Genomic DNA, 19,241 nt, shown 5'->3' on the forward strand with positions numbered 1-19,241 from the left:
TCCGATGCGGCGCGCTCCGTTGAGCACCGGCGTCCTGGTCCGGCGGCCCGCGCGCGGTGCGACGGCGCTGCGTGGCGGACGGGTGTGGCGGCCGACGCCGTACCAGGTCTTCGGCCTGCTGTTCTGGCTGGTGATGTCGCTGGCGTACTGGCGGGTGCCGCAGTGCTGCGACGCCGGGCTGCACGCGGCGGTCGTGGAGCGCCTGAAGGACCGTCTGCTGCATCCCCGGCACCCGATGGCCGACCTGCCGGGCGCGGGCAGCCCGTACTACTCGCCGTACACGGTCGCGCAGGGCGCGTTCGCCCGGGTGAGCGGGCTGACGGGCTGGGAGGTGCTGCGGGTCGCGGGTCCGGTGAACCTGCTGGTGCTGCTGACCGGCGTCGGCCGCTTCACGCGCGCGCTGACGCCGAGGCCGTGGGCGCCGGTGCTCGGGCTGGCGGCGATGACCCTGCTGTGGGGCACCGAGCGGGCCTGGTGGAGCGGCTATCCGGGGCTGATGTCGCTGACCGGTAACCTCGGCTATCCGTCCACCTTCGCCATCGGGCTCACCTTCTGGGCGTGGGCGCTGACGGGCACGCGCACGCGTGACGCGCGCCGGGTGCGGTTCGTGGGCCCGAGCGGGCTGCGCGGTCACACCGGTTACGCGGTGCTGGGCGCGCTGTACGGGCTGATCCTGCTGGTGCATCCGATCACGGCGGTCGCGGCGGTGACCGGGGGCGCGGCCTTCGTCCTGGGCGGGCGGCGGGGCCGGGGGGCGGCGGTGGCCGTGCGGTGGGCGGTGGCGGTGGCCGCGGCGCTGCTGGTGGCCGGGTCCTGGCCGTACTACGACGTGTTCGCGCTGGCCGGGGACCGCAGCGTCGACGCGATGCACCGTCGGCTGTACGACGGGATGCCCGGGCACTTCTGGCTGGCGCTGCTGGGGGCGCCGGCGCTGTGGGCGCGGTCGCGGCGCTCGGCGCGGGACCCCCTGGTGCTGATGTGCGTCCTGGACTGCCTGGTGGTGGCCTTCGGCTTCGCCGCCGGTCACTACACCTACGGGCGCATCCTCGGGCTCGCCCTGGTGCCGTTCCAGTTCGCCCTGGCCGTGGAACTGGCGGCGCCCCGGCCGTGGCGGACGGGGCGGCGGGTGCTGGGGGTGCTGGCGGCGGGGGGCGCCTGTGTCGGCTTCCTCACCGTGCAGGCGGGGGCGGTGGTGCCGCGCTCACTGGATCCGGTCGGCTTCGCGCAGCCGCCGCGCTGGCCCGCCTACGACTGGGCCGCGCGGTACATCGGGCCCGGCGAGGTGGTGGTGACCGACGGGTACTACGCGATCCACTCGCTCGCCGGGTACGGGCCGAACCTGGCCGCGCCGGCCTGGCCGGACGCGGCCCTGGACGAACGGGAGCGGTTGCGGCGGCTCGCCGACGTCCGCGCCTACCTCTCCCCCGGTTCGACCCGCGCCGGGCGCGCGGTGATCGTCCGCCGCTACGGCGTCCGTTGGCTGCTGCTGACGCGCTGGCACCCGGTGCCCGAGGAGGCCGTGGTGGTGGCGTGGAGCAGGCGGACGGGGGAGGTGCTGGCGCGGGTCGGCGACCATCGGAGCGCCCCGGCCGCCCCGGCCGCCGCGCGCGCCCCGGGTGCTCCGGGGCCGCGGCCGCCGGGCGCCGTCGCCGCTACTCGATGACGAGGTCGACCTCGATGTTGCCGCGGGTGGCGTTGGAGTAGGGGCAGACCTGGTGGGCGGTCTCGACGAGCTTGCGGCCGGTCGCCTCGTCCAGGCCCTCGGGCAGCTCGACGCGCAGCGTCACCTTCAGGCCGAAGCCCTCGCCCTGCTTGCCTATGCCGACCTCGGCGGTGACGGCGGCGTCGGTGACGTCGACCTTCGCCTGACGGCCGACGAGGCCGAGGGCGCTGCCGAAGCAGGCCGCGTAGCCGGCGGCGAACAGCTGCTCCGGGTTGGTGCCCTGCCCGTTGCCGCCCAGCTCCACCGGCGGGGCCAGCTGGAGGTCGATCCGGCCGTCGGAGGAGACGGCGCGACCGTCACGGCCGTGGGTGGCGGTGGCGACTGCGGTGTAGAGCGCGTCCATGGATGAACCATCCCTCTCGGAGGTCTGTGTCGGGGGGTGGCCGGCCCTCGCGCCGTTCGCGTCCGGACCGCCTCACGCAGAGAAGTAGAGCACACAATTCAGTTGTGCACAACTAAATGGTCCGCTGGGGCTACCCTGGAGGCATGACCCCGACGTCCACCTCTCCCGCACCGGAGAACGCCGAGGAGGACTGGCTCCGCCTGGACCGCCAGATCTGCTTCTCCCTGCACGCCGCCTCACGCGCCTTCAACGGCGTCTACCGCGTGATCCTCAAGGAACTCGGGCTGACCTACCCCCAGTACCTGGTGCTCCTCGTCCTGTGGGAGCACGGCGAACTGCCCGTCAAGAAGCTGGGCGAACACCTCCGCCTCGACTCCGGCACCCTCTCCCCGCTGCTCAAGCGGCTCGAGGCGGCGGGCCTGGTGACCAGGGAACGCAGCGCCCGCGACGAGCGCTCGGTGGAGATCCGGCTCACCGAGGAGGGCTCCGCCCTGCGCCGGCAGGCGCTGCGGGTGCCGCGCCGGATCGCGTCGGCGACCGGCTTCGGCCTGGACGAGATCCGCGAGCTGCGCGAACACCTCGACCAGCTCACCCTGGCGCTCGACGCGGCGATCCTGGAGGAGGAGCCGGAGCACGCGTAGGAACCCGTGAGCCGGCCGGCTCAGGCGTTGTCCAGGTACGCGAGGACCGCCAGGACGCGCCGGTGGCCGCTGTCGCCCACCGGGAGGCCGAGCTTCAGGAAGACGTTGCCGATGTGCTTGCTCACGGACCGTTCCGTGACGACGAGGGTGGCGGCGATGGCGGCGTTGTCGTGACCCTCGGCCATGAGCTCCAGCACCTCACGCTCGCGCGGGGTCAGCGAGCCGAGCGGTGAGCCGCGGCGCCGGCCCATCAGTGCGGTGACCACCTCGGGGTCGAGGGCCGTACCGCCGGAGGCGACCCGCTCCAGCGCGTCGAGGAACTCGTCCACCCGGCCCACGCGGTCCTTGAGCAGGTACCCGACCCCGCCCGCGCCCCCGCCGAGCAGCTCGGCGGCGTAGGACTCCTCGACGTACTGCGACAGCACCAGCACCGGCAGGCCGGGGATCTCCCTGCGGGCCTCCAGGGCGGCCCGCAGGCCCTCGTCCCGGAAACCCGGCGGCATCCGCACGTCGAGCACCGCCACGTCCGGCCGGTGGCGCAGCAGCGCGGGGAGGATCTCGGGTCCCGACCCGGCGACGGCCACCACCTCGTGCCCCGCCGAGGTCAGCAGCAGGACCAGACCCTCCCTGAGCAGGGCGTTGTCCTCCGCCATCACGACCCTCACCGCGGCTACAGCGCCTTGATCGCCGCGGCCGTCGCCCGGGCGAGCGACCCCAGGTAGCCCTTGGGCAGCCCGGGGTTGCGGATCACCACCGAACGCCAGTAGAGCGGACCCGAGATGAGGTCCAGCGCCAGCTCCCCGTCGAGGCCTTCGCGGATCTCGCCGCGCCCGGCCGCCGCCGCGACGATCTTCAGGGCGACCTCCTCCTGCCCCTCCTTCAGCGCCTTCTGGAGCGCGTCGGCGATCTCGGGGTTGCGGGCCGCCTCGGCCTGGAGGTCGGGAATGATCTGCGAGGCCACCGGGTGCCGCAGCGCCCGGGAGGTCACCTCGTAGAGCATGCGCAGATCGCCCTCCAGGCTCCCCGTCTCCGGGGCGGGCAGCCCCTGCACGGCGATCGCCGAGACGATGTCGAGGACGAGGTGCAGCTTCGAGCGCCAGCGCCGGTAGACGGCGGTCTTGCCGACGCCCGCGCGACGGGCGATGCCCTCGATGGACATCCGGGCGTAGCCGACGGTCGCGAGCTCCGCGAAGACGGCGCCCCGGATGGCTTCCGTCACATCCTCGCGCAGCACGGCCGCGCCCGCGGGGGCCCGGCGGCGCGGCCGCACCTGGGACCCGTCGGCGTTCGTCGCGTTCGTCGTCATGCCGACCAGCATAGGCCGTTACGACGAAACGGTTGCGTTCCGACGTCAGATCGGCCTACTCTCACGTTGCGACGATACGGTCCCGTCCCGACGTAAGAAGAAGTAAAGAAAAGCGTAAGGAAACCGTCGGACAGTCGCGGAACGCCGCCGCCAGCACCCTTCCCCCGAGCGAAAGCAGCGGATGTGAGTCAGGTTCTCCACACACCGCCGACCCAGGCCGCCCCCCACGGCGACCTCGCGGCCCTGGCCGCCCGTCACGGCCTGACGGTCAGCGGCGCCCGCCCGTCCCTGCCGGAGTACATCCGTCAGCTCTGGGCACGCCGCCACTTCATCACCGCGTTCGCCACGGCCAAGCTGACCGCCCAGTACAGCCAGGCGAAGCTGGGCCAGGTCTGGCAGGTGATGACCCCGCTGCTGAACGCGGCGGTCTACTACTTCATCTTCGGTGTCCTGCTGGAGACCAAGAAGGGTGTGGCGGACTTCATCCCGTTCCTGGTCACGGGCGTGTTCGTCTGGACGTTCACGCAGAGCTCGATCATGGCGGGCACCCGGGCCATCGGCGGCAGCATCGGCCTGGTGCGGGCCCTGCACTTCCCCCGCGCCGCACTGCCGATCTCCTTCTGCCTCCAGCAGCTCCAGCAGCTGCTGTTCTCGATGGCCGCCCTGCTGATCATCCTGTTCGCCGTGGGCGTGCCGCCGGCGCTGTCCTGGGTGCTGGTCCTCCCCGCCCTGACGCTCCAGTTCGTCTTCAACGCGGGCGTCTCGATGATCCTGGCCCGGCTCGGCGCCAACACGCCGGACATCTCACAGCTGATGCCGTTCATCCTGCGCACCTGGATGTACATCTCGGGTGTGATGTGGAGCATCGACAACCTGATCGACAAGCACCACGGCATGCCGACCTGGGTCGCCGACCTGCTGCGGGCCAACCCCGCCGCCGTGTACATCGACCTCATGCGCTTCGCGCTGATCGACAGCTTCCACGCCAGCCAGCTGCCGCCCCACGTGTGGCTGGTCGCGACCGGCTGGGCGCTGCTCGCCGGCGTCGGCGGGTTCATCTACTTCTGGAAGGCTGAGGAGACGTACGGCCGTGGCTGACAACGCAACGCGCACCGCGCTCACCGAGCCCGTCGACGAACGGGCCCCCACCGTCATCGCGGACGGCGTCGACATCGTCTACCGGATCAACGGCACCGGCAGCGGCCGGGGCAGCGCCACCGCCGCCCTCAACCGCATCCTGCGCCCCAGGCAGGCCCAGAAGGCCGCCGGCATGCGCACGGTGCACGCCGTCAAAAACGTCAGCTTCGTGGCGTACAAGGGCGAGGCGATCGGCCTCATCGGCACCAACGGCTCCGGCAAGTCGACCCTGCTCAAGGGCATCGCGGGCCTCCAGCCGGTGGAGAACGGCAAGATCTACACCGATGGACAGCCCTCCCTCCTCGGCGTCAACGCGGCCCTGATGGGCGACCTGACCGGCGAGCGCAACGTCTACCTCGGCGGCCTCGCCATGGGTATGACCCGCGAGCAGATCAAGGAGCGCTACCAGGAGATCGTCGACTTCTCGGGCATCAACGAGAAGGGCGACTTCATCTCCCTGCCGATGCGCACCTACTCCTCCGGTATGGGCTCCCGGCTGCGCTTCTCCATCGCCGCCGCCAAGGACCACGACGTGCTGCTCATCGACGAGGCGCTGTCGACCGGCGACGCGCGGTTCCAGGCGCGTTCGGCGGAGCGCATCCAGGAGATGCGGGCCCACGCAGGCACGGTCTTCCTGGTCAGCCACAGCAACGCCGCGATCCGCGACACCTGCGACCGGGTGCTGTGGCTGGAACGCGGCGAACTGCGCATGGACGGCCCGACCGAAGAGGTCCTGGAGGCCTACGAGGCGTTCACCGGCGACAAGAAGAAGGCCAAGCCGAAGCCCGCCTGACGGGACATCCGGCGGGACGCGGGACGGAACGCCGGAGCGACAGCCCGGCCACGGCCGCCCGCACGCGACGGAAAAGGGGGGGTGCCCCCGAGCCACGAAGGCTCGGGGGCACCCCCCCCTTTTCGCCGGTGGGCCGTCGCCCGCGACCGTCTCCGGTGCGGGCCGCCGCCCCGCGGTTACGAATGCGTGCGCAGCAGGGTGCGCATCGTCCGCATCGCCACCGACAGGTTGGCCAGGTCGAACGTCTCCGACGTCTGGATCTCCTCCAGCGTGGTGCGCGCCCGGCCCAGGATCGCCGCGTTCTTCTCCTCCCACGCCTTGAAGCGCTGCTCCGGCGTCGACGTGCCGTTGCCGACGGCCAGCACGTCCGCCGTCAGCGCCGCGTGGGCCGCGTACAGGTCCTCACGGATGGAGGCGCGGGCCATGGACTGCCAGCGGTCCGCGCGCGGCAGCTCGATGATGCGGTCCATCAGCTGGGTGATGCGCAGCCGGTCGGCGAGGTCGTAGTACACCTCGGCGACGTCCAGCGGGTCGCGCTCCATACGGTCGGCCACCGAGACGATGTCCAGCGCCGGGAAGGCCGAGGAGAACCCGGCCACCCGCGTGGCCAGCTCCTCCGCGACACCGGCGTCGGCCAGCTCGTCGTGGATGCGCTGCCACCACTCCAGGTCCGCGCCCCGCAGCAGCTTCGTCAGCTGCGACCACACCTGCTCGACCCGCTCGGCGAAGAACTCGACGGTCTCGGCGAGCTGGAGCGGCTGCGGCCGGTTGTTCAGCAGCCAGCGCGTACCGCGCTCCACGAGCCGCCGCGAGTGCAGCCGGATACGGGTCTGGACCTCGGCCTCGACCCGGTTGTCGAGGTCCTCCACCGCGTCCCACACCGGCGCCGAACGGAAGATCGCCCGGGCCGCGGTCTGGGCCCGCACGATCTCCTCCAGCGAGGCCCCGGTCTCCTCCCGCAGCCGGTGCAGATACGTCGTACCGCCCGTGTTGACCGTGTCGTTGACCAGCACGGTCGTGGTGATCTCACGGCGCAGCGGGTGGCTGTCGATGCCCTCGGGGAACCGCTCGCGCAGCGCCTGCGGGAAGTAGGCGTGCAGCAGCCCGCGCAGGTACGGGTCGTCCGGCAGCGACGTGTGCAGCAGCTCGTCGGACACCGTGATCTTCGTGTACGCCAGCAGGACGGCCGTCTCCGGGCTGGTGAGACCCTGGCCGGCGCCGAGCCGCTCACGGATCTGCCGGTCGGTGGGCAGGAACTCCAGCGCCCGGTCCAGATGCCCCTCCCTGACCAGGTGGCGCATGAAGCGCTGCTGGGCGTGGAGCATGTCCTTGGACTGGGCGAGGGCGTTGGAGATCGCCGTGTTCTGCGCGTAGTTGTTGCGCAGGACGAGGGCGCCCACCTCGTCGGTCATCTCCGCGAGGAGCTTGTTGCGCTGCTTGACGGTCATGTCGCCCTCGGCGACCAGGCCGTTGAGCAGGATCTTGATGTTCACCTCGTGGTCGGAGGTGTCCACGCCCGCGCTGTTGTCGATGGCGTCCGTGTTGATCCGGCCGCCGTGCAGCGCGAACTCGATCCGGCCGAGCTGGGTCAGCCCCAGGTTGCCGCCCTCGCCGACGACCTTGACGCGCAGATCGTCGCCGTCCACCCGGATCGAGTCGTTCGCCTTGTCCCCGACGTCGGCGTTCGACTCCGCGCCGGACTTCACGTACGTGCCGATGCCGCCGTTCCACAGCAGGTCCACCTGCGCCCGCAGGATCGCCTTCATCAGGTCGGCCGGGGTCAGCTTGGTGACGTTCCCCTCGATGCCCAGGGCCTCGCGGATGTGCGCGTTGACCGGGATCGCCTTCGCCGTCCGCGGGAAGACGCCGCCGCCGGACGAGATCAGGGCGCTGTCGTAGTCGGCCCAGCTGGAGCGGGGCAGCTCGAACAGCCGGCGGCGCTCGGCGTACGAGGTCGCCGCGTCCGGCCGGGGGTCGATGAAGATGTGCCGGTGGTCGAAGGCGGCCACCAGGCGGATGTGCTCGCTGAGCAGCATGCCGTTGCCGAACACGTCACCGGACATGTCACCGATGCCGACGACCGTGAAGTCCTCGGACTGGGTGTCCACGCCCAGCTCCCGGAAGTGCCGCTTCACGGACTCCCAGGCGCCGCGGGCCGTGATGCCCATGCCCTTGTGGTCGTAGCCGGCCGAACCACCGGACGCGAAGGCGTCCCCGAGCCAGAAGTCGTACGACTGCGCGACCTCGTTGGCGATGTCGGAGAACGTCGCCGTGCCCTTGTCGGCCGCGACCACCAGGTAGGTGTCGTCCTCGTCGTGGCGCACCACGTCGGCCGGCGGCACGACCTCCCCGCCGACCATGTTGTCGGTGATGTCGAGGAGCGCCGAGATGAACGTGCGGTAGCTGGAGATGCCCTCGGCCAGCCACGCGTCACGGTCCACGGCCGGGTCGGGAAGCTGCTTGGCGACGAATCCGCCCTTGGCGCCGACCGGCACGATGACGGTGTTCTTCACCATCTGCGCCTTCACCAGGCCGAGCACCTCGGTCCGGAAGTCCTCACGCCGGTCGGACCAGCGCAGACCGCCGCGCGCGACCTTCCCGAACCGCAGGTGCACGCCCTCGACCTGCGGCGAGTACACCCAGATCTCGAACGCGGGCCGCGGCGCGGGCAGATCCGGGATGGCCCGCGGGTCGAACTTCATCGACACGTAGTCGTGCGGCAGGCCGTCCGCGCGCTCCTGGAAGAAGTTCGTGCGCAGGGTCGCCTTGATGACGGTGAGGAAGGAACGCAGGATGCGGTCCTCGTCGAGCGAGGCCACCTGGTCCAGGGCGGCGTCCAGCTCCTCCAGGAGGGCGTCGACGATCTCGTGCCCGGCGCGCTGCCGGTCGGGCGACATCCGCGCCTCGAACAGCGACACCAGCAGCCGGGTGGTGTGGACGTTGGTGCGGAGGGTGTCCTCCATGTAGTCCTGGCTGAACGTGGACCCGGCCTGCCGCAGGTACTTGGCGTACGCCCGCAGCACCATCGCCTGCCGCCAGTGCAGCCCGGCGCCCAGCACCAGCGCGTTGAACCCGTCGTTCTCCGCCTTGCCGGTCCAGGTCGCCGAGAACGCCTCCTGGAAGCGCTCACGCCCGTCGTCGCCGAGGAAGTCACCGCCGGGACCGGCCAGCGACTTGGGGATGCGCAGGCCGAAGTCGTAGATCCAGGCGTGCGTGCGGTCCGCGCAGCGCAGCTCGTACGGCCGCTCGTCGATCACCTCGACACCGAGCCGGCTCAGCACCGGCAGCACCGCCGACAGGGAGATCGCGTCGCCCTTGCGGTAGATCTTGAAGCGCCGCTCACCGGGCGCCGCGCCCACCGGCTCGTACAGGCTGAGCGAGAAGTCGCGCTCCTCGGTGAGCCGCTCCAGGTGGACCAGGTCGGCGACGGCGGAGCGCGGGGTGTGGTCGGCCTTGTAGCCCTCGGGGAAGGCGTTGGCGTAGCGCCGCAGCAGCTCCGCGCCCCGCTCCTCCCCCAGCTCCGCGTTCATCGCCTCGCCGAAGGCGTCCGCCCAGGAGCGCGCCGCCTCCACCAGGCGCGCCTCGATGCGCTCCTTGTCGGCGTCGGACAGCTCCGGCAGCTCGGTGCCCTGCGGGACCCGCACGACGAAGTGCAGGCGGGACAGGATCGACTCGGTGTTCCAGGCGGTGAAGTCGACGTTCGTCCCGCCCAGCTCCTCCTTGAGGATGTCGATGATCCGCAGCCGCACACCCGTCGTGTAGCGGTCGCGGGGCAGGTAGACGATCGCGGAGTAGTAGCGCCCGTACTCGTCCTGGCGCAGGTACAGCCGCAGCCGGCGGCGCTCCTGGAGGTAGAGCACGGACGTGACGATGGACCGCAGCTCGTCCACCGGGGTCTGGAACAGCTCGTCGCGCGGGTAGGTCTCCAGGATCTGGAGCAGGTCGCGCCCGTCGTGGCTGTTGGGCGAGAACCCGGCGCCCCTCAGCACCGCCTCCACCTTGCGCCGCACGACCGGCACCCGCACCACGGACTCGGTGTACGCGGCGGACGAGAACAGGCCGAGGAAGCGGCGCTCCCCGACGACGTTGCCGTCCTTGTCGAACTTCTTCACGCCGACGTAGTCGAGGTAGGACGGCCGGTGCACGGTGGCCCGGCTGTTCGCCTTGGTCAGCACCAGCAGCTTGTGCTCGCGGGCCTTGGCACGGGCGTCGGCCGGCAGCCGCTCGAACGAGGGACTGACGGGGTGGGCGTCGTCGTCGCTGTGCTGCGGGTCGGACCGCAGGATGCCGAGCCCGGTCCCGGGGACGGCGGCGAGGGAGTCGTCGCCCCGCAGCTGGTACTCCCGGTAGCCGAGGAAGGTGAAGTGGTCGGCGGCCAGCCAGCGCAGCAGCTCGCGGGCCTCGTCGACGTCGGGCCGCGCCAGGTCACCGGGGACGGGCTCCTCCTGGAGCTCGTCGGCGACCCGCAGCGCCGTGTCACGCATCTTCTCCCAGTCCTCGACGGCCTCCCGGACGTCGGACAGGACGCGCACGAGGTCGGCGGTGATCTGCTTCAGGTCGGCGCGGTCGGTCTCCCGGTCCGTCTCGACATGGATCCACGACTCGACGTGCACGTCGTGCGGCAGGTCACCGGTGGTGGGCGGGACGCCGAGCACCTCGATGAGCTTGCCGGCCACGTCGCGCCGCACCACGACCTGCGGGTGGATGACGAGGTGGATGCCCCGCCCCTGCCGCGTCAGCTCGTTGGTGACCGAGTCGACGAGGAAGGGCATGTCGTCCGTCACGACCTCGACGACCGAGTGACTGCACGTCCAGCCGTTCTCCTCGACGGTGGGCGTGTGCACCCGGACGTTGGCCGTCCCCTGCGGCCTGTTCTCGGCCAGCCGGTAGTGCGAGAGAGCGGCTCCGAAGACGTCGACCGGGTCACGGCCGTGCAGGTCCTCCGGGGCGGTGTGCAGGTAGTAGCGCTGGAGGAACGCGAGGAGGGAGTCGTGGTCCGGGGTCCCCGGAGTACCGCCGCCCTCACCCGTCGTCCCAGTCGGTAGGTGCCCCCCGACCGGGCTGTTCTCAGCGACCCGGGCCGCCCTCTCGAGCAGCTCGGCCTTGGCTTCGTCCAGCTTGGTCTGCATTGTCCTCTGGCTCCTGTCGCGCGCCGTTGCGTGACGTAGAAGGAAGTACGGTCTCTTCCCCTGCGGCTCGACGCCACGGCCCGGGGTCTCCGGTCTGCTCCGACGCTATGCCGCAAGGTGAGATGAGCGGGGGGATATCAGCCATTCTCGACACCACTCCCGGGTGTGACGCTGCTCTCCGCGTCCGCTGCGTCCGGGGTGTGTACGGCGTCCCGGGGCTCCTGGAGACCCCGTCCCGCCCGCGCCGATCAGCGTCCGCAGCCCGGTCGCGGAGATGGTCCGCACACACCGGGCGCAGGGCGGAGGCGACGATGCCCCCGCGAACTATCGCGCTGATCACGCCACTAAGGCTATCGCCCCGTACGGGCCCCTCGTCATGAGCCGTATGTGTACAAAACCCGACCCATAACTTTGCCGTTCTGCACAGGCGCCAAATCCCCCCACCCATGGCATGGCAACCCCGCCGAACCCCGGGATCGGGAGGCCGGGTGGGCAGGAAGGGGCCGAGGGCGGGCGGTGTGGCCGACGAGTCGGACGGGGGCCGGGGAGCCGGACGGCGGCAAGCGGTCGGGCGGGGGTCGGGGAGCCGGACGGCGCCATGCGGTCGGGCGGGGGTCGGGGAGCCGGACGGCGCCATGCGGTCGGGCGGGGGTAGGGGGGCCGGACGGCGGGGCGGGGCCACGGGGGCTGGATGTCGTGGGGCCCGGCGCCGGGGCCGCGGGAGGCGTCGGCCGGAGGCGGAGCCGGGGTGCGGGCCGGATGGCCCGAAAAGTCGACGGCGGTCATGCCCCGCGGGACGCTGTAAGCGCCCCCTCTTGGCAAGCCCGCGCCCAAGAGGCACGTTGCCTTTCGGCAACGCCCGTCCGAGAGGAGCCCCCAGCATGACCACGAAGATCCTCGTCGTCACCGGCGACGCGGCGGAATCCCTGGAAGTCCTCTACCCCTACCAGCGTCTGCGCGAGGAAGGGTACGAGGTCCACATCGCCGCCCCCACCCGCAAGACGCTCCGGTTCGTCGTCCACGACTTCGAGCCCGGCTTCGACACCTACACCGAGAAACCCGGCTACACCTGGCCCGCGGACCTCGCCTTCTCCGAGGTCGACCCCGGCCAGTACGCCGCCGTCGTCATCCCCGGCGGCCGGGCCCCCGAGTACCTCCGCAACGACCCCGAGCTCCGCAAGATCCTGAAGTCGTTCTTCGACGCCGACAAGCCCGTCGCCCAGATCTGCCACGGCCCCCTGCTCACCGCGGCCGCCGACGCCCTGCGCGGCCGGCGCGTCACGGCGTACCCGGCCCTGGAACTCGACATGCAGGCGGCGGGCGCCACCTTCCAGGACTCCGAGGCGGTGGTCGACGGGACCCTGGTCTCCGCCCGCGCCTGGCCGGACCACTCGGCCTGGATGCGCGAGTTCCTGACGGTCCTGCGCACGAAGGCCCCGGCGACCTGACCCACCGCCCACCTGCCACCTCCCGCCGGTCGCGGGGACACGGGCACGCAGGCACGCAGGGACGCAGAGCGTAGGGAGCGGCCACCCGGCACTGCCACGCGCCTCCAGGCCCCGACGGCACGGAGAGGTGACCCAAGGCCCGGCGGCACGGCACTCCCGGATGTCCACACCCAGCGGCACCACACGCCGGGTGCCCACACCCCGTGCGGCAGGACGCTCGGGATGCCCGCGCCCCGGGGGCAGGACGCTCCGGACGCCCATGGCCCGGCGACGCGACGCTCCGGGGACCGTGCCCGCCGGCACGGGTGCGGGCCCGCGCCCCGACGGCAGACCGCCGGCGGCCGGCGCACAAGCCCCGGAGCGACACCCGCCCGCGCGTCGGCACTCGGCCCGCCGCCGACACCCGCACAGCCCCCGGCAGGGCTACGCGGCGAGTCGCCCCGCGACCTCCACCGCCTCGCCCAGGGTGTCCACCACCGGCACCCCCACCCCTTCCAGGCTGGCCCGGCTGTGCGACCCGCCGGTGTACAGCACGGCCTGCGCGCCCACGTGCAGCGCGGCCACCGCGTCGTCTGCGGCGTCCCCGATCACCACGGTGCGCGTCACCTCGACCCCGGTCAGCGCCTCCAGGTGCCGGACCATGTGCTCGGCCTTGCTGCCCCCGGAGGGCCCGGTCCGCCCGTCGACCCGCAGGAAGTGCGGTTCTATCCCGAACCCCCGGACGAGCGGCACGAGCTCCTCGTGCCCGTACATGCTCAGCAGGGACTGGCTGTGTCCCGCCGACCGCCATCCGGCGAGCAGGTCCGCCGCGCCGGCGGTGAGCCGGCACCGCACCCGGTGCTCGGCGTAGTACCGGTGGAAGACCTCGTCCATGACCTCCCACTCGGCGTCGGTGGGCAGCCTTCCGAGCAGCCGCTCGTAGAACTTCGGCACCGGAACGCAGTACAGCGCCCGGTAACGCTCCAGCGTGATCGGCTCCAGCCCCAGCTCCACGAACGCCGCGTTCGTCGCCCCGATGATCGCGTCGTTGTCGTGGAACAGCGTCCCGTTCCAGTCCCAGACGATGTGCGCCGCTCGCTGCTTCCCCATACCTGCAAACGTACCCGCCACCACCGACAGTCCATTCCCGGCCGGACCCCGACCGGGCTGCCCGGACGGGGTCCGCGCGGCGCGCTCAGTCGCCCGTGCCCACCAGGTTCGGGATCTCCTGCCTCGCGAACCACAGCAGCTCGTGGTCCTCGGCGCCGTCCACGACGAACTGTGCGTCGTCGTCCCCGCCGTCCGCCGCCGCGAGCGCCTCCACGGCGGCGGTGACGTCGGACTCGGCCTCCCCGGCGTCGACATGCACGGCGGCCGCCTTGGCGAGCGGCACGGCGCCCGTCACCCGCACCTCGCCCAGCGCCGCCGGATCGAGCCCCCGGTCGGGGTCCGCGGCGGCCGTCCGGTCGGGCACGTCGACGGCGACCACGACCCGGCGCCGCGCGGCACCCGGGTCGGCCGAGAGCAGCCGCAGCGAGGCGAGCGCGGCCCTGCTGAGCGCCGCGTACTCCAGTTCCTCGATGTCGTCGGAGAGGTACCACTCGCGCAGCCCGGGCGTGACGGCGTACGCGACGAGCGGTCCGGGTCCCAGCTCACCCGTCTTGTGCGCCTCGGCGAGGCCGGGGAGGGTCAGGGGGACGTAGACGCGCATGGCTGGCCGCTCTCTTCGTGGTCGACGCTCTGGCTGAGTGCCCGGGAGGGCCGTTTCCGTGCCGCCCCGAGGGCTCTCAGGATACGTGCGGGCGTCCCCTTTCGGGCCCCTGTCCACACCAACGCCGACGTCAACCGCGGACCGTCCGATTCACCCGGCACACCCCCGCGAATTCAGGGTTCCCGTGCCCTCCACCACCCCTGATAGGTGAATCTCCCCGGGCCCCGCCACGGGTGTCCGGCTTCCTTGCCGTCACCGGCCGCGACCCCGTACAAGATCCACAACGGCAAGTTACCGCCCGGTAGAGCCGGGCCCGGTGAACGGGGACATCCATGAACAAGGTCATGACGAGGACGCAGCACCACCCCGGCGCCCGGCCGCCCGGCCGGCGCGACAACCGCCGCCCCGCGGGCGCCCCGCCCCGCACCCCGAGCGGCGCCGGCACCCGCACGGCCTGCGGCGGCGGCCGCCCACCCGGCTCCCCGGGCGCGACCGCTCCCACCCGCACCCGCCCCGCCGACGGCCGCCCCACGACCCCCCGCTCCCTCACCCGCCACCCGGCCGACAACGCCTCCACCGGCACCACCACCGCCGCGCCCGACCGCGTCCCCGCCCAAAGCCCGTCCCGGCAGACGCCCGTCGCCCAGCCGCGCCCCACGGACCTCTTCGCCGACCGCCTCCTCGCCGTCCTCACCGGCCGGCGCCCCGTGCACTTCATGCTCCGGCACACCCTCGGCCACGCCTACGACGACCTCGCCCGCCTCGCCGAACGCGGCCCCCTGCGCGACACCCCCGGCGGCGCCCGCCCCGTCGTCCGCGACATCGGCTACTACGTCCCGCGCCCCGGCGCCATCGAGGCGTTCGCCCGCATCGGCGCCGGCGACCGCCTGCGAGCCATGGCCTTCCGCCTGGAACTCGGCACGGACCGCCGCTGGCGGTGCACCGCCGTCGAACTCGACGGCACCCGCAGGCCCCACCCGAAAGACGACTGAACGCCCCGCGGAGGGCCCCGAACAGCACGCAGCGACATTCGGCGACACACGGCAGCACACGGCGGCAGCGAACCGCACTCCACTCCTCCCAGCGGCTCCCACGACCCCCGAAAACCCGAGGGCCGGGCCGTCCGAAGACGACCCGGCCCTCGAGCCGTGACGCACCGTTCAGCGCCCGCACCCGGCGAGCGCTCCCGGCTACTTCTTGCGGCGCCGCCCGGCCTTCGCCTGCTTGCGGCGCTCGGCGCGCGTGAGACCGTCGGCCTCGGAACGCACCGGCTCGTCGTCGTCACTGTCGAAGTCGCCCTCGATCGTGCCGCCCTCGCCGTCCACCGTCGGGGCCGAGAAGTGCAGCTGACGACGCTGCGGAGCGTCCAGCCCCTTCGCCCGGATCTCCGGACGCGAACCCGCCTGCGCCGGAACGACGTCCTGCTTGTCCATGTCGACCGGCCGGGCGTCCTGCACCGGGACCTCCTCGACCTGCTGCTCGACCTGGACCTCCAGGTTGAACAGGTAGCCGACGGACTCCTCCTTGATGCCGTCCATCATCGCGGAGAACATGTCGAAGCCCTCGCGCTGGTACTCGACCAGCGGGTCCTTCTGCGCCATCGCGCGCAGCCCGATGCCCTCCTGGAGGTAGTCCATCTCGTAGAGGTGCTCGCGCCACTTGCGGTCCAGGACCGACAGCACGACCCGCCGCTCCAGCTCACGCATGATCTCGGAGCCCAGCTGCGTCTCCCGCGACTCGTACTGCTCGCGGATGTCGTCCTTGATGGACTCGGAGATGAACTCGGCCGTCAGACCCGCCCGGTCACCGGCCGCCTCCTCCAGCTCCTCCACGGTGACCTTCACCGGGTACAGCTGCTTGAACGCGCCCCACAGCCGGTCCAGGTCCCAGTCCTCCGGGAAGCCCTCGGCGGTCTCCGCGCCCACGTACGCGTCGATCGTGTCGTCCATGAAGTGGTGGATCTGCTCCTGGAGGTCCTCGCCCTCCAGGACGCGCCGCCGCTCGCCGTAGATGACCTCACGCTGACGGTTGAGGACCTCGTCGTACTTCAGGACGTTCTTGCGCGTCTCGAAGTTCTGCTGCTCCACCTGCGACTGCGCCGACGCGATCGCCCGCGTGACCATCTTGTTCTCGATCGGCACGTCGTCCGGCACGTTCGCCATCGACATCACGCGCTCGACCATCTGCGCCTTGAACAGGCGCATCAGGTCGTCACCCAGCGACAGGTAGAAACGGGACTCGCCCGGGTCGCCCTGCCGGCCGGAACGACCGCGCAGCTGGTTGTCGATACGCCGCGACTCGTGCCGCTCCGTACCGAGCACGTAGAGGCCGCCCAGCTCCTTGACCTCGGTGAACTCGGCCTTGACGGCCTGCTCGGCCTTCTCCAGGGCGGCGGGCAGCGCGGCCGCCCACTCCTCGATGTGCTCCTCCGGGTCCAGACCGCGCTGGCGCAGCTCCGCCTCGGCGAGATCGTCGGGGTTGCCACCGAGCTTGATGTCGGTACCACGGCCGGCCATGTTGGTGGCGACCGTGACGGCGCCCTTGCGGCCGGCCTGGGCGACGATCGACGCCTCACGCTCGTGGTGCTTGGCGTTCAGCACCTCGTGCTGGACACCCCGCTTCGACAGCTGCTGCGACAGGTACTCGGACTTCTCGACCGACGTCGTGCCGACGAGGATCGGCTGGCCCTTCTCGTGCTTCTCGGCGATGTCGTCGACGACCGCCTCGAACTTCGCCACCTCGGTGCGGTAGATCAGGTCGGACTGGTCCTTGCGGACCATCGGCCTGTTCGTCGGGATCGGCACCACACCGAGCTTGTAGATCTGGTGGAACTCGGCGGCCTCGGTCATCGCCGTACCGGTCATGCCGCAGAGACCGGGCTGCTCCTTGCCGTCGTGGTTGTGACGCTTGTAGAGGCGGAAGAAGTTCTGGAGGGTGATCGTGGCGAGCGTCTGGTTCTCGTCCTTGATGTCCACCCCTTCCTTCGCCTCGATCGCCTGGTGCATGCCCTCGTTGTAGCGGCGGCCCGCGAGGATACGGCCCGTGTGCTCGTCGACGATCATGACTTCGCCGTCCATGACGACGTAGTCCTTGTCCTTCTTGAAGAGCTCCTTCGCCTTGATGGCGTTGTTCAGGTAGCCCACCAGAGGCGTGTTCACCGACTCGTAGAGGTTGTCGATGCCCAGCCAGTCCTCGACCTTGCCGACACCGGCCTCGTGGATGGCGACCGTGCGCTTCTTCTCGTCGACCTCGTAGTCGCCGGTCTCCTCGATGCCCTTGAGCGGGTTGCCCGCCTCGCCCTTCTTCAGGCGCGTCACCAGCTTGGCGAAGTCGCCGTACCACTTGGTCGCCTGGTCGGCCGGACCCGAGATGATCAGCGGCGTACGCGCCTCGTCGACCAGGATGGAGTCGACCTCGTCGACGATGGCGAAGTTGTGACCGCGCTGGACCAGCTCGTCCTGCGCCCACGCCATGTTGTCGCGCAGGTAGTCGAAGCCGAACTCGTTGTTCGTGCCGTAGGTGATGTCGCACGCGTACTGCTCACGGCGCTGGGCCGGCGTCATGTTGGCGAGGATGCAGCCGACGTCCAGACCCAGGAACTTGTGGACGCGGCCCATCATCTCCGAGTCGCGCTCGGCCAGGTAGTCGTTCACCGTGATCAGGTGCACGCCCTTGCCGGACAGCGCGTTCAGGTACGCGGGCAGCGTGCCGACGAGGGTCTTGCCCTCGCCGGTCTTCATCTCGGCCACGTAGCCGAGGTGCAGCGCCGCGCCACCCATGATCTGCACGTCGTAGTGACGCTGGCCGAGGACGCGCTTGGCGGCCTCGCGCACGGTGGCGAACGCCTCGGGCAGCAGGTCGTCCAGGCTCTCACCGTCGGCGTACCGCTGCTTGTACTCCTCGGTGAGGGCCCGCAGCTCGGCGTCGGAGAGGTCGACGAAGTCCTCTTCGATGGAGTTGACCTGGTCCGCGATGCGGTGCAGCTTGCGCAGGATCTTGCCTTCGCCTGCACGCATGATCTTCGAGAGGACGGACACGGGGGTTGGTCTCCTTGCCGGTCGGGCCTGGGACGGTCGGTTTCCAATGGACTTACTGAGCAACGGCCATCGTATGCGAGGACCCCGCCGCGCCGGGAGGCCTGCCGCGACGAGGACCGCACACTGCTGCGCACCTGCTCCAAAATCTTCTTCAAAGGGGACAACGGCCGGGCCCCGCCGATGGTGCCGCGCACGGCAGACGAATTGCGCGAATTGTGATCACCCGCTCACGCACGGCAAAGGGATGGCGCTCCGGCGGACGCCCGCGCAGAATCGGCCGATGGAGCCCGAGCCCGTCACCCTCACCACCCCCCGCCTCGTCCTGCGCCCCCTGGACCCGCGCGACACCGACGCCGTGTACACCGCCGCCCAGGACCCCGAGATCCAGCGCTGGACGACGATCCCCTCCCCCTACCTCCCCGAACACGCCCGAAGCTTCACCGAGCAGCTCGCCCCGCAAGGATGGGCGACCGGCTCCATGTTCACCTTCGCCGTCTGCCTCCCCGACGGAGCCCTCACCGGCGCCCTCAGCCTCACCATGCGCCTGCCGGGCACGGCCGAGGTCGGCTTCTGGACCGCCAAGGAACACCGCGGCCGCGGCTACACCACCGAAGCCGTCCTCACCGCCGTCCGCTGGGCCTTCACCCGCCTCGCCGTCGACCGCGTCGAATGGCGCGCCGAACTCGGCAACACCGCCTCACGCGCGGTCGCCGAGAACGCCGGATTCACCCAGGAGGGCACCCTGCGCTCGGCCATCGACAACAAGGGCGTGCGCCGCGACTGCTGGGTCGCCTCCCTGCTCCCCTCGGACCTCGGCCTCCCGTCGACGGCCCCGTACCTCCCGGCCCCCACCAGAACCACCGGCGACTGACCCGCACGACCCGCCACCCCACACCCCCGTCCCTGCCCCTGTCCCCGCGCTCGCGCTCGCCGCGGCTCCCGCCCGGTCCCGGCTCACCCCCGGCTCACCGCCCACTGTCAGTCCCACCCCCTA

At 71.5% G+C, this 19,241-nt stretch carries 14 protein-coding genes; 7 read left to right on the plus strand and 7 right to left on the minus strand.

The features are described 5' to 3' along the window. Positions 1-19: 19 nt before the first annotated feature. The gene (locus tag Saso_RS14960) at positions 20-1,663 is read left to right on the plus strand and encodes a hypothetical protein (protein ID WP_229901047.1); all 1,644 of its coding nucleotides are present in this window, start codon (positions 20-22) and stop codon (positions 1,661-1,663) included. Here the strand turns inward: Saso_RS14960 and Saso_RS14965 are convergent. Then, positions 1,653-2,066 (minus strand): organic hydroperoxide resistance protein, encoded by a 414-nt coding sequence (locus Saso_RS14965; protein ID WP_020132372.1) that lies wholly within the window; start codon positions 2,064-2,066, stop codon positions 1,653-1,655. The two genes, Saso_RS14960 and Saso_RS14965, sit on opposite strands and share 11 nt — an antisense overlap. A gap of 143 nt (positions 2,067-2,209) precedes the next feature. On the opposite strand from Saso_RS14965, the gene Saso_RS14970 reads away from it, so the two are divergent. Beyond that, positions 2,210-2,707, plus strand: coding sequence for a MarR family winged helix-turn-helix transcriptional regulator (locus Saso_RS14970; RefSeq protein ID WP_189918402.1), 498 nt, complete (start codon positions 2,210-2,212; stop codon positions 2,705-2,707). A gap of 20 nt (positions 2,708-2,727) precedes the next feature. Here the strand turns inward: Saso_RS14970 and Saso_RS14975 are convergent, their stop codons facing one another. Further along, positions 2,728-3,372, minus strand: a complete 645-nt coding sequence (locus Saso_RS14975; protein WP_189918404.1) for a response regulator transcription factor — start codon at positions 3,370-3,372, stop codon at positions 2,728-2,730. A gap of 5 nt (positions 3,373-3,377) precedes the next feature. Continuing rightward, positions 3,378-4,025: a TetR/AcrR family transcriptional regulator gene (locus Saso_RS14980; protein WP_189918406.1), complete on the minus strand. Its 648-nt coding sequence runs from the start codon at positions 4,023-4,025 to the stop codon at positions 3,378-3,380. A 171-nt stretch (positions 4,026-4,196) separates the two neighbouring features. Between Saso_RS14980 and Saso_RS14985 the strand changes: the two genes are divergently transcribed. Together Saso_RS14985 and Saso_RS14990 are read left to right on the plus strand one after the other, a co-directional pair. After that, entirely contained in the window at positions 4,197-5,111 is a 915-nt protein-coding gene (locus tag Saso_RS14985; RefSeq protein WP_189918407.1) for an ABC transporter permease, read from the plus strand. After that, positions 5,104-5,943, plus strand: coding sequence for an ABC transporter ATP-binding protein (locus Saso_RS14990; protein ID WP_189918409.1), 840 nt, complete (start codon positions 5,104-5,106; stop codon positions 5,941-5,943). Before Saso_RS14985 ends, Saso_RS14990 begins: the two co-directional genes overlap by 8 nt. A gap of 176 nt (positions 5,944-6,119) precedes the next feature. Here Saso_RS14990 and Saso_RS14995 read toward each other — a convergent pair whose 3' ends face one another. Then, complete coding sequence (locus Saso_RS14995) at positions 6,120-11,072, minus strand: NAD-glutamate dehydrogenase (RefSeq protein ID WP_189918411.1); 4,953 nt, start codon at positions 11,070-11,072, stop codon at positions 6,120-6,122. A gap of 881 nt (positions 11,073-11,953) precedes the next feature. Between Saso_RS14995 and Saso_RS15000 the strand changes: the two genes are divergently transcribed. Next, positions 11,954-12,520: a DJ-1/PfpI family protein gene (locus tag Saso_RS15000; protein WP_189918413.1), complete on the plus strand. Its 567-nt coding sequence runs from the start codon at positions 11,954-11,956 to the stop codon at positions 12,518-12,520. A 423-nt stretch (positions 12,521-12,943) separates the two neighbouring features. Here the strand turns inward: Saso_RS15000 and Saso_RS15005 are convergent, their stop codons facing one another. Together Saso_RS15005 and Saso_RS15010 are read right to left on the minus strand one after the other, a co-directional pair. After that, a complete protein-coding gene (locus Saso_RS15005; protein WP_189918415.1) occupies positions 12,944-13,609 on the minus strand; it encodes an HAD family hydrolase in 666 nt (221 codons plus the stop codon). Between the two features lie 85 nt (positions 13,610-13,694). After that, complete coding sequence (locus tag Saso_RS15010; RefSeq protein ID WP_189918417.1) at positions 13,695-14,210, minus strand: DUF6912 family protein; 516 nt, start codon at positions 14,208-14,210, stop codon at positions 13,695-13,697. A 332-nt stretch (positions 14,211-14,542) separates the two neighbouring features. On the opposite strand from Saso_RS15010, the gene Saso_RS15015 reads away from it, so the two are divergent. Further along, a complete protein-coding gene (locus tag Saso_RS15015) occupies positions 14,543-15,202 on the plus strand; it encodes an Rv3235 family protein (protein ID WP_189918419.1) in 660 nt (219 codons plus the stop codon). 198 nt (positions 15,203-15,400) lie between these two features. On the opposite strand, the gene secA is transcribed toward Saso_RS15015, so the two are convergent. Continuing rightward, positions 15,401-18,247 carry a preprotein translocase subunit SecA gene (secA, locus tag Saso_RS15020; RefSeq protein ID WP_189918421.1) on the minus strand — a complete coding sequence of 949 codons (2,847 nt, stop codon included), beginning with the start codon at positions 18,245-18,247 and terminating at the stop codon, positions 15,401-15,403. 280 nt (positions 18,248-18,527) lie between these two features. Here secA and Saso_RS15025 point away from each other — a divergent pair, with 280 nt between their 5' ends. Then, entirely contained in the window at positions 18,528-19,118 is a 591-nt protein-coding gene (locus tag Saso_RS15025; protein ID WP_189918422.1) for a GNAT family N-acetyltransferase, read from the plus strand. The last annotated feature ends 123 nt before the right edge of the window (positions 19,119-19,241 follow it).

The organism is Streptomyces asoensis (assembly GCF_016860545.1).
In the GTDB taxonomy this organism is placed as follows: domain Bacteria; phylum Actinomycetota; class Actinomycetes; order Streptomycetales; family Streptomycetaceae; genus Streptomyces; species Streptomyces asoensis.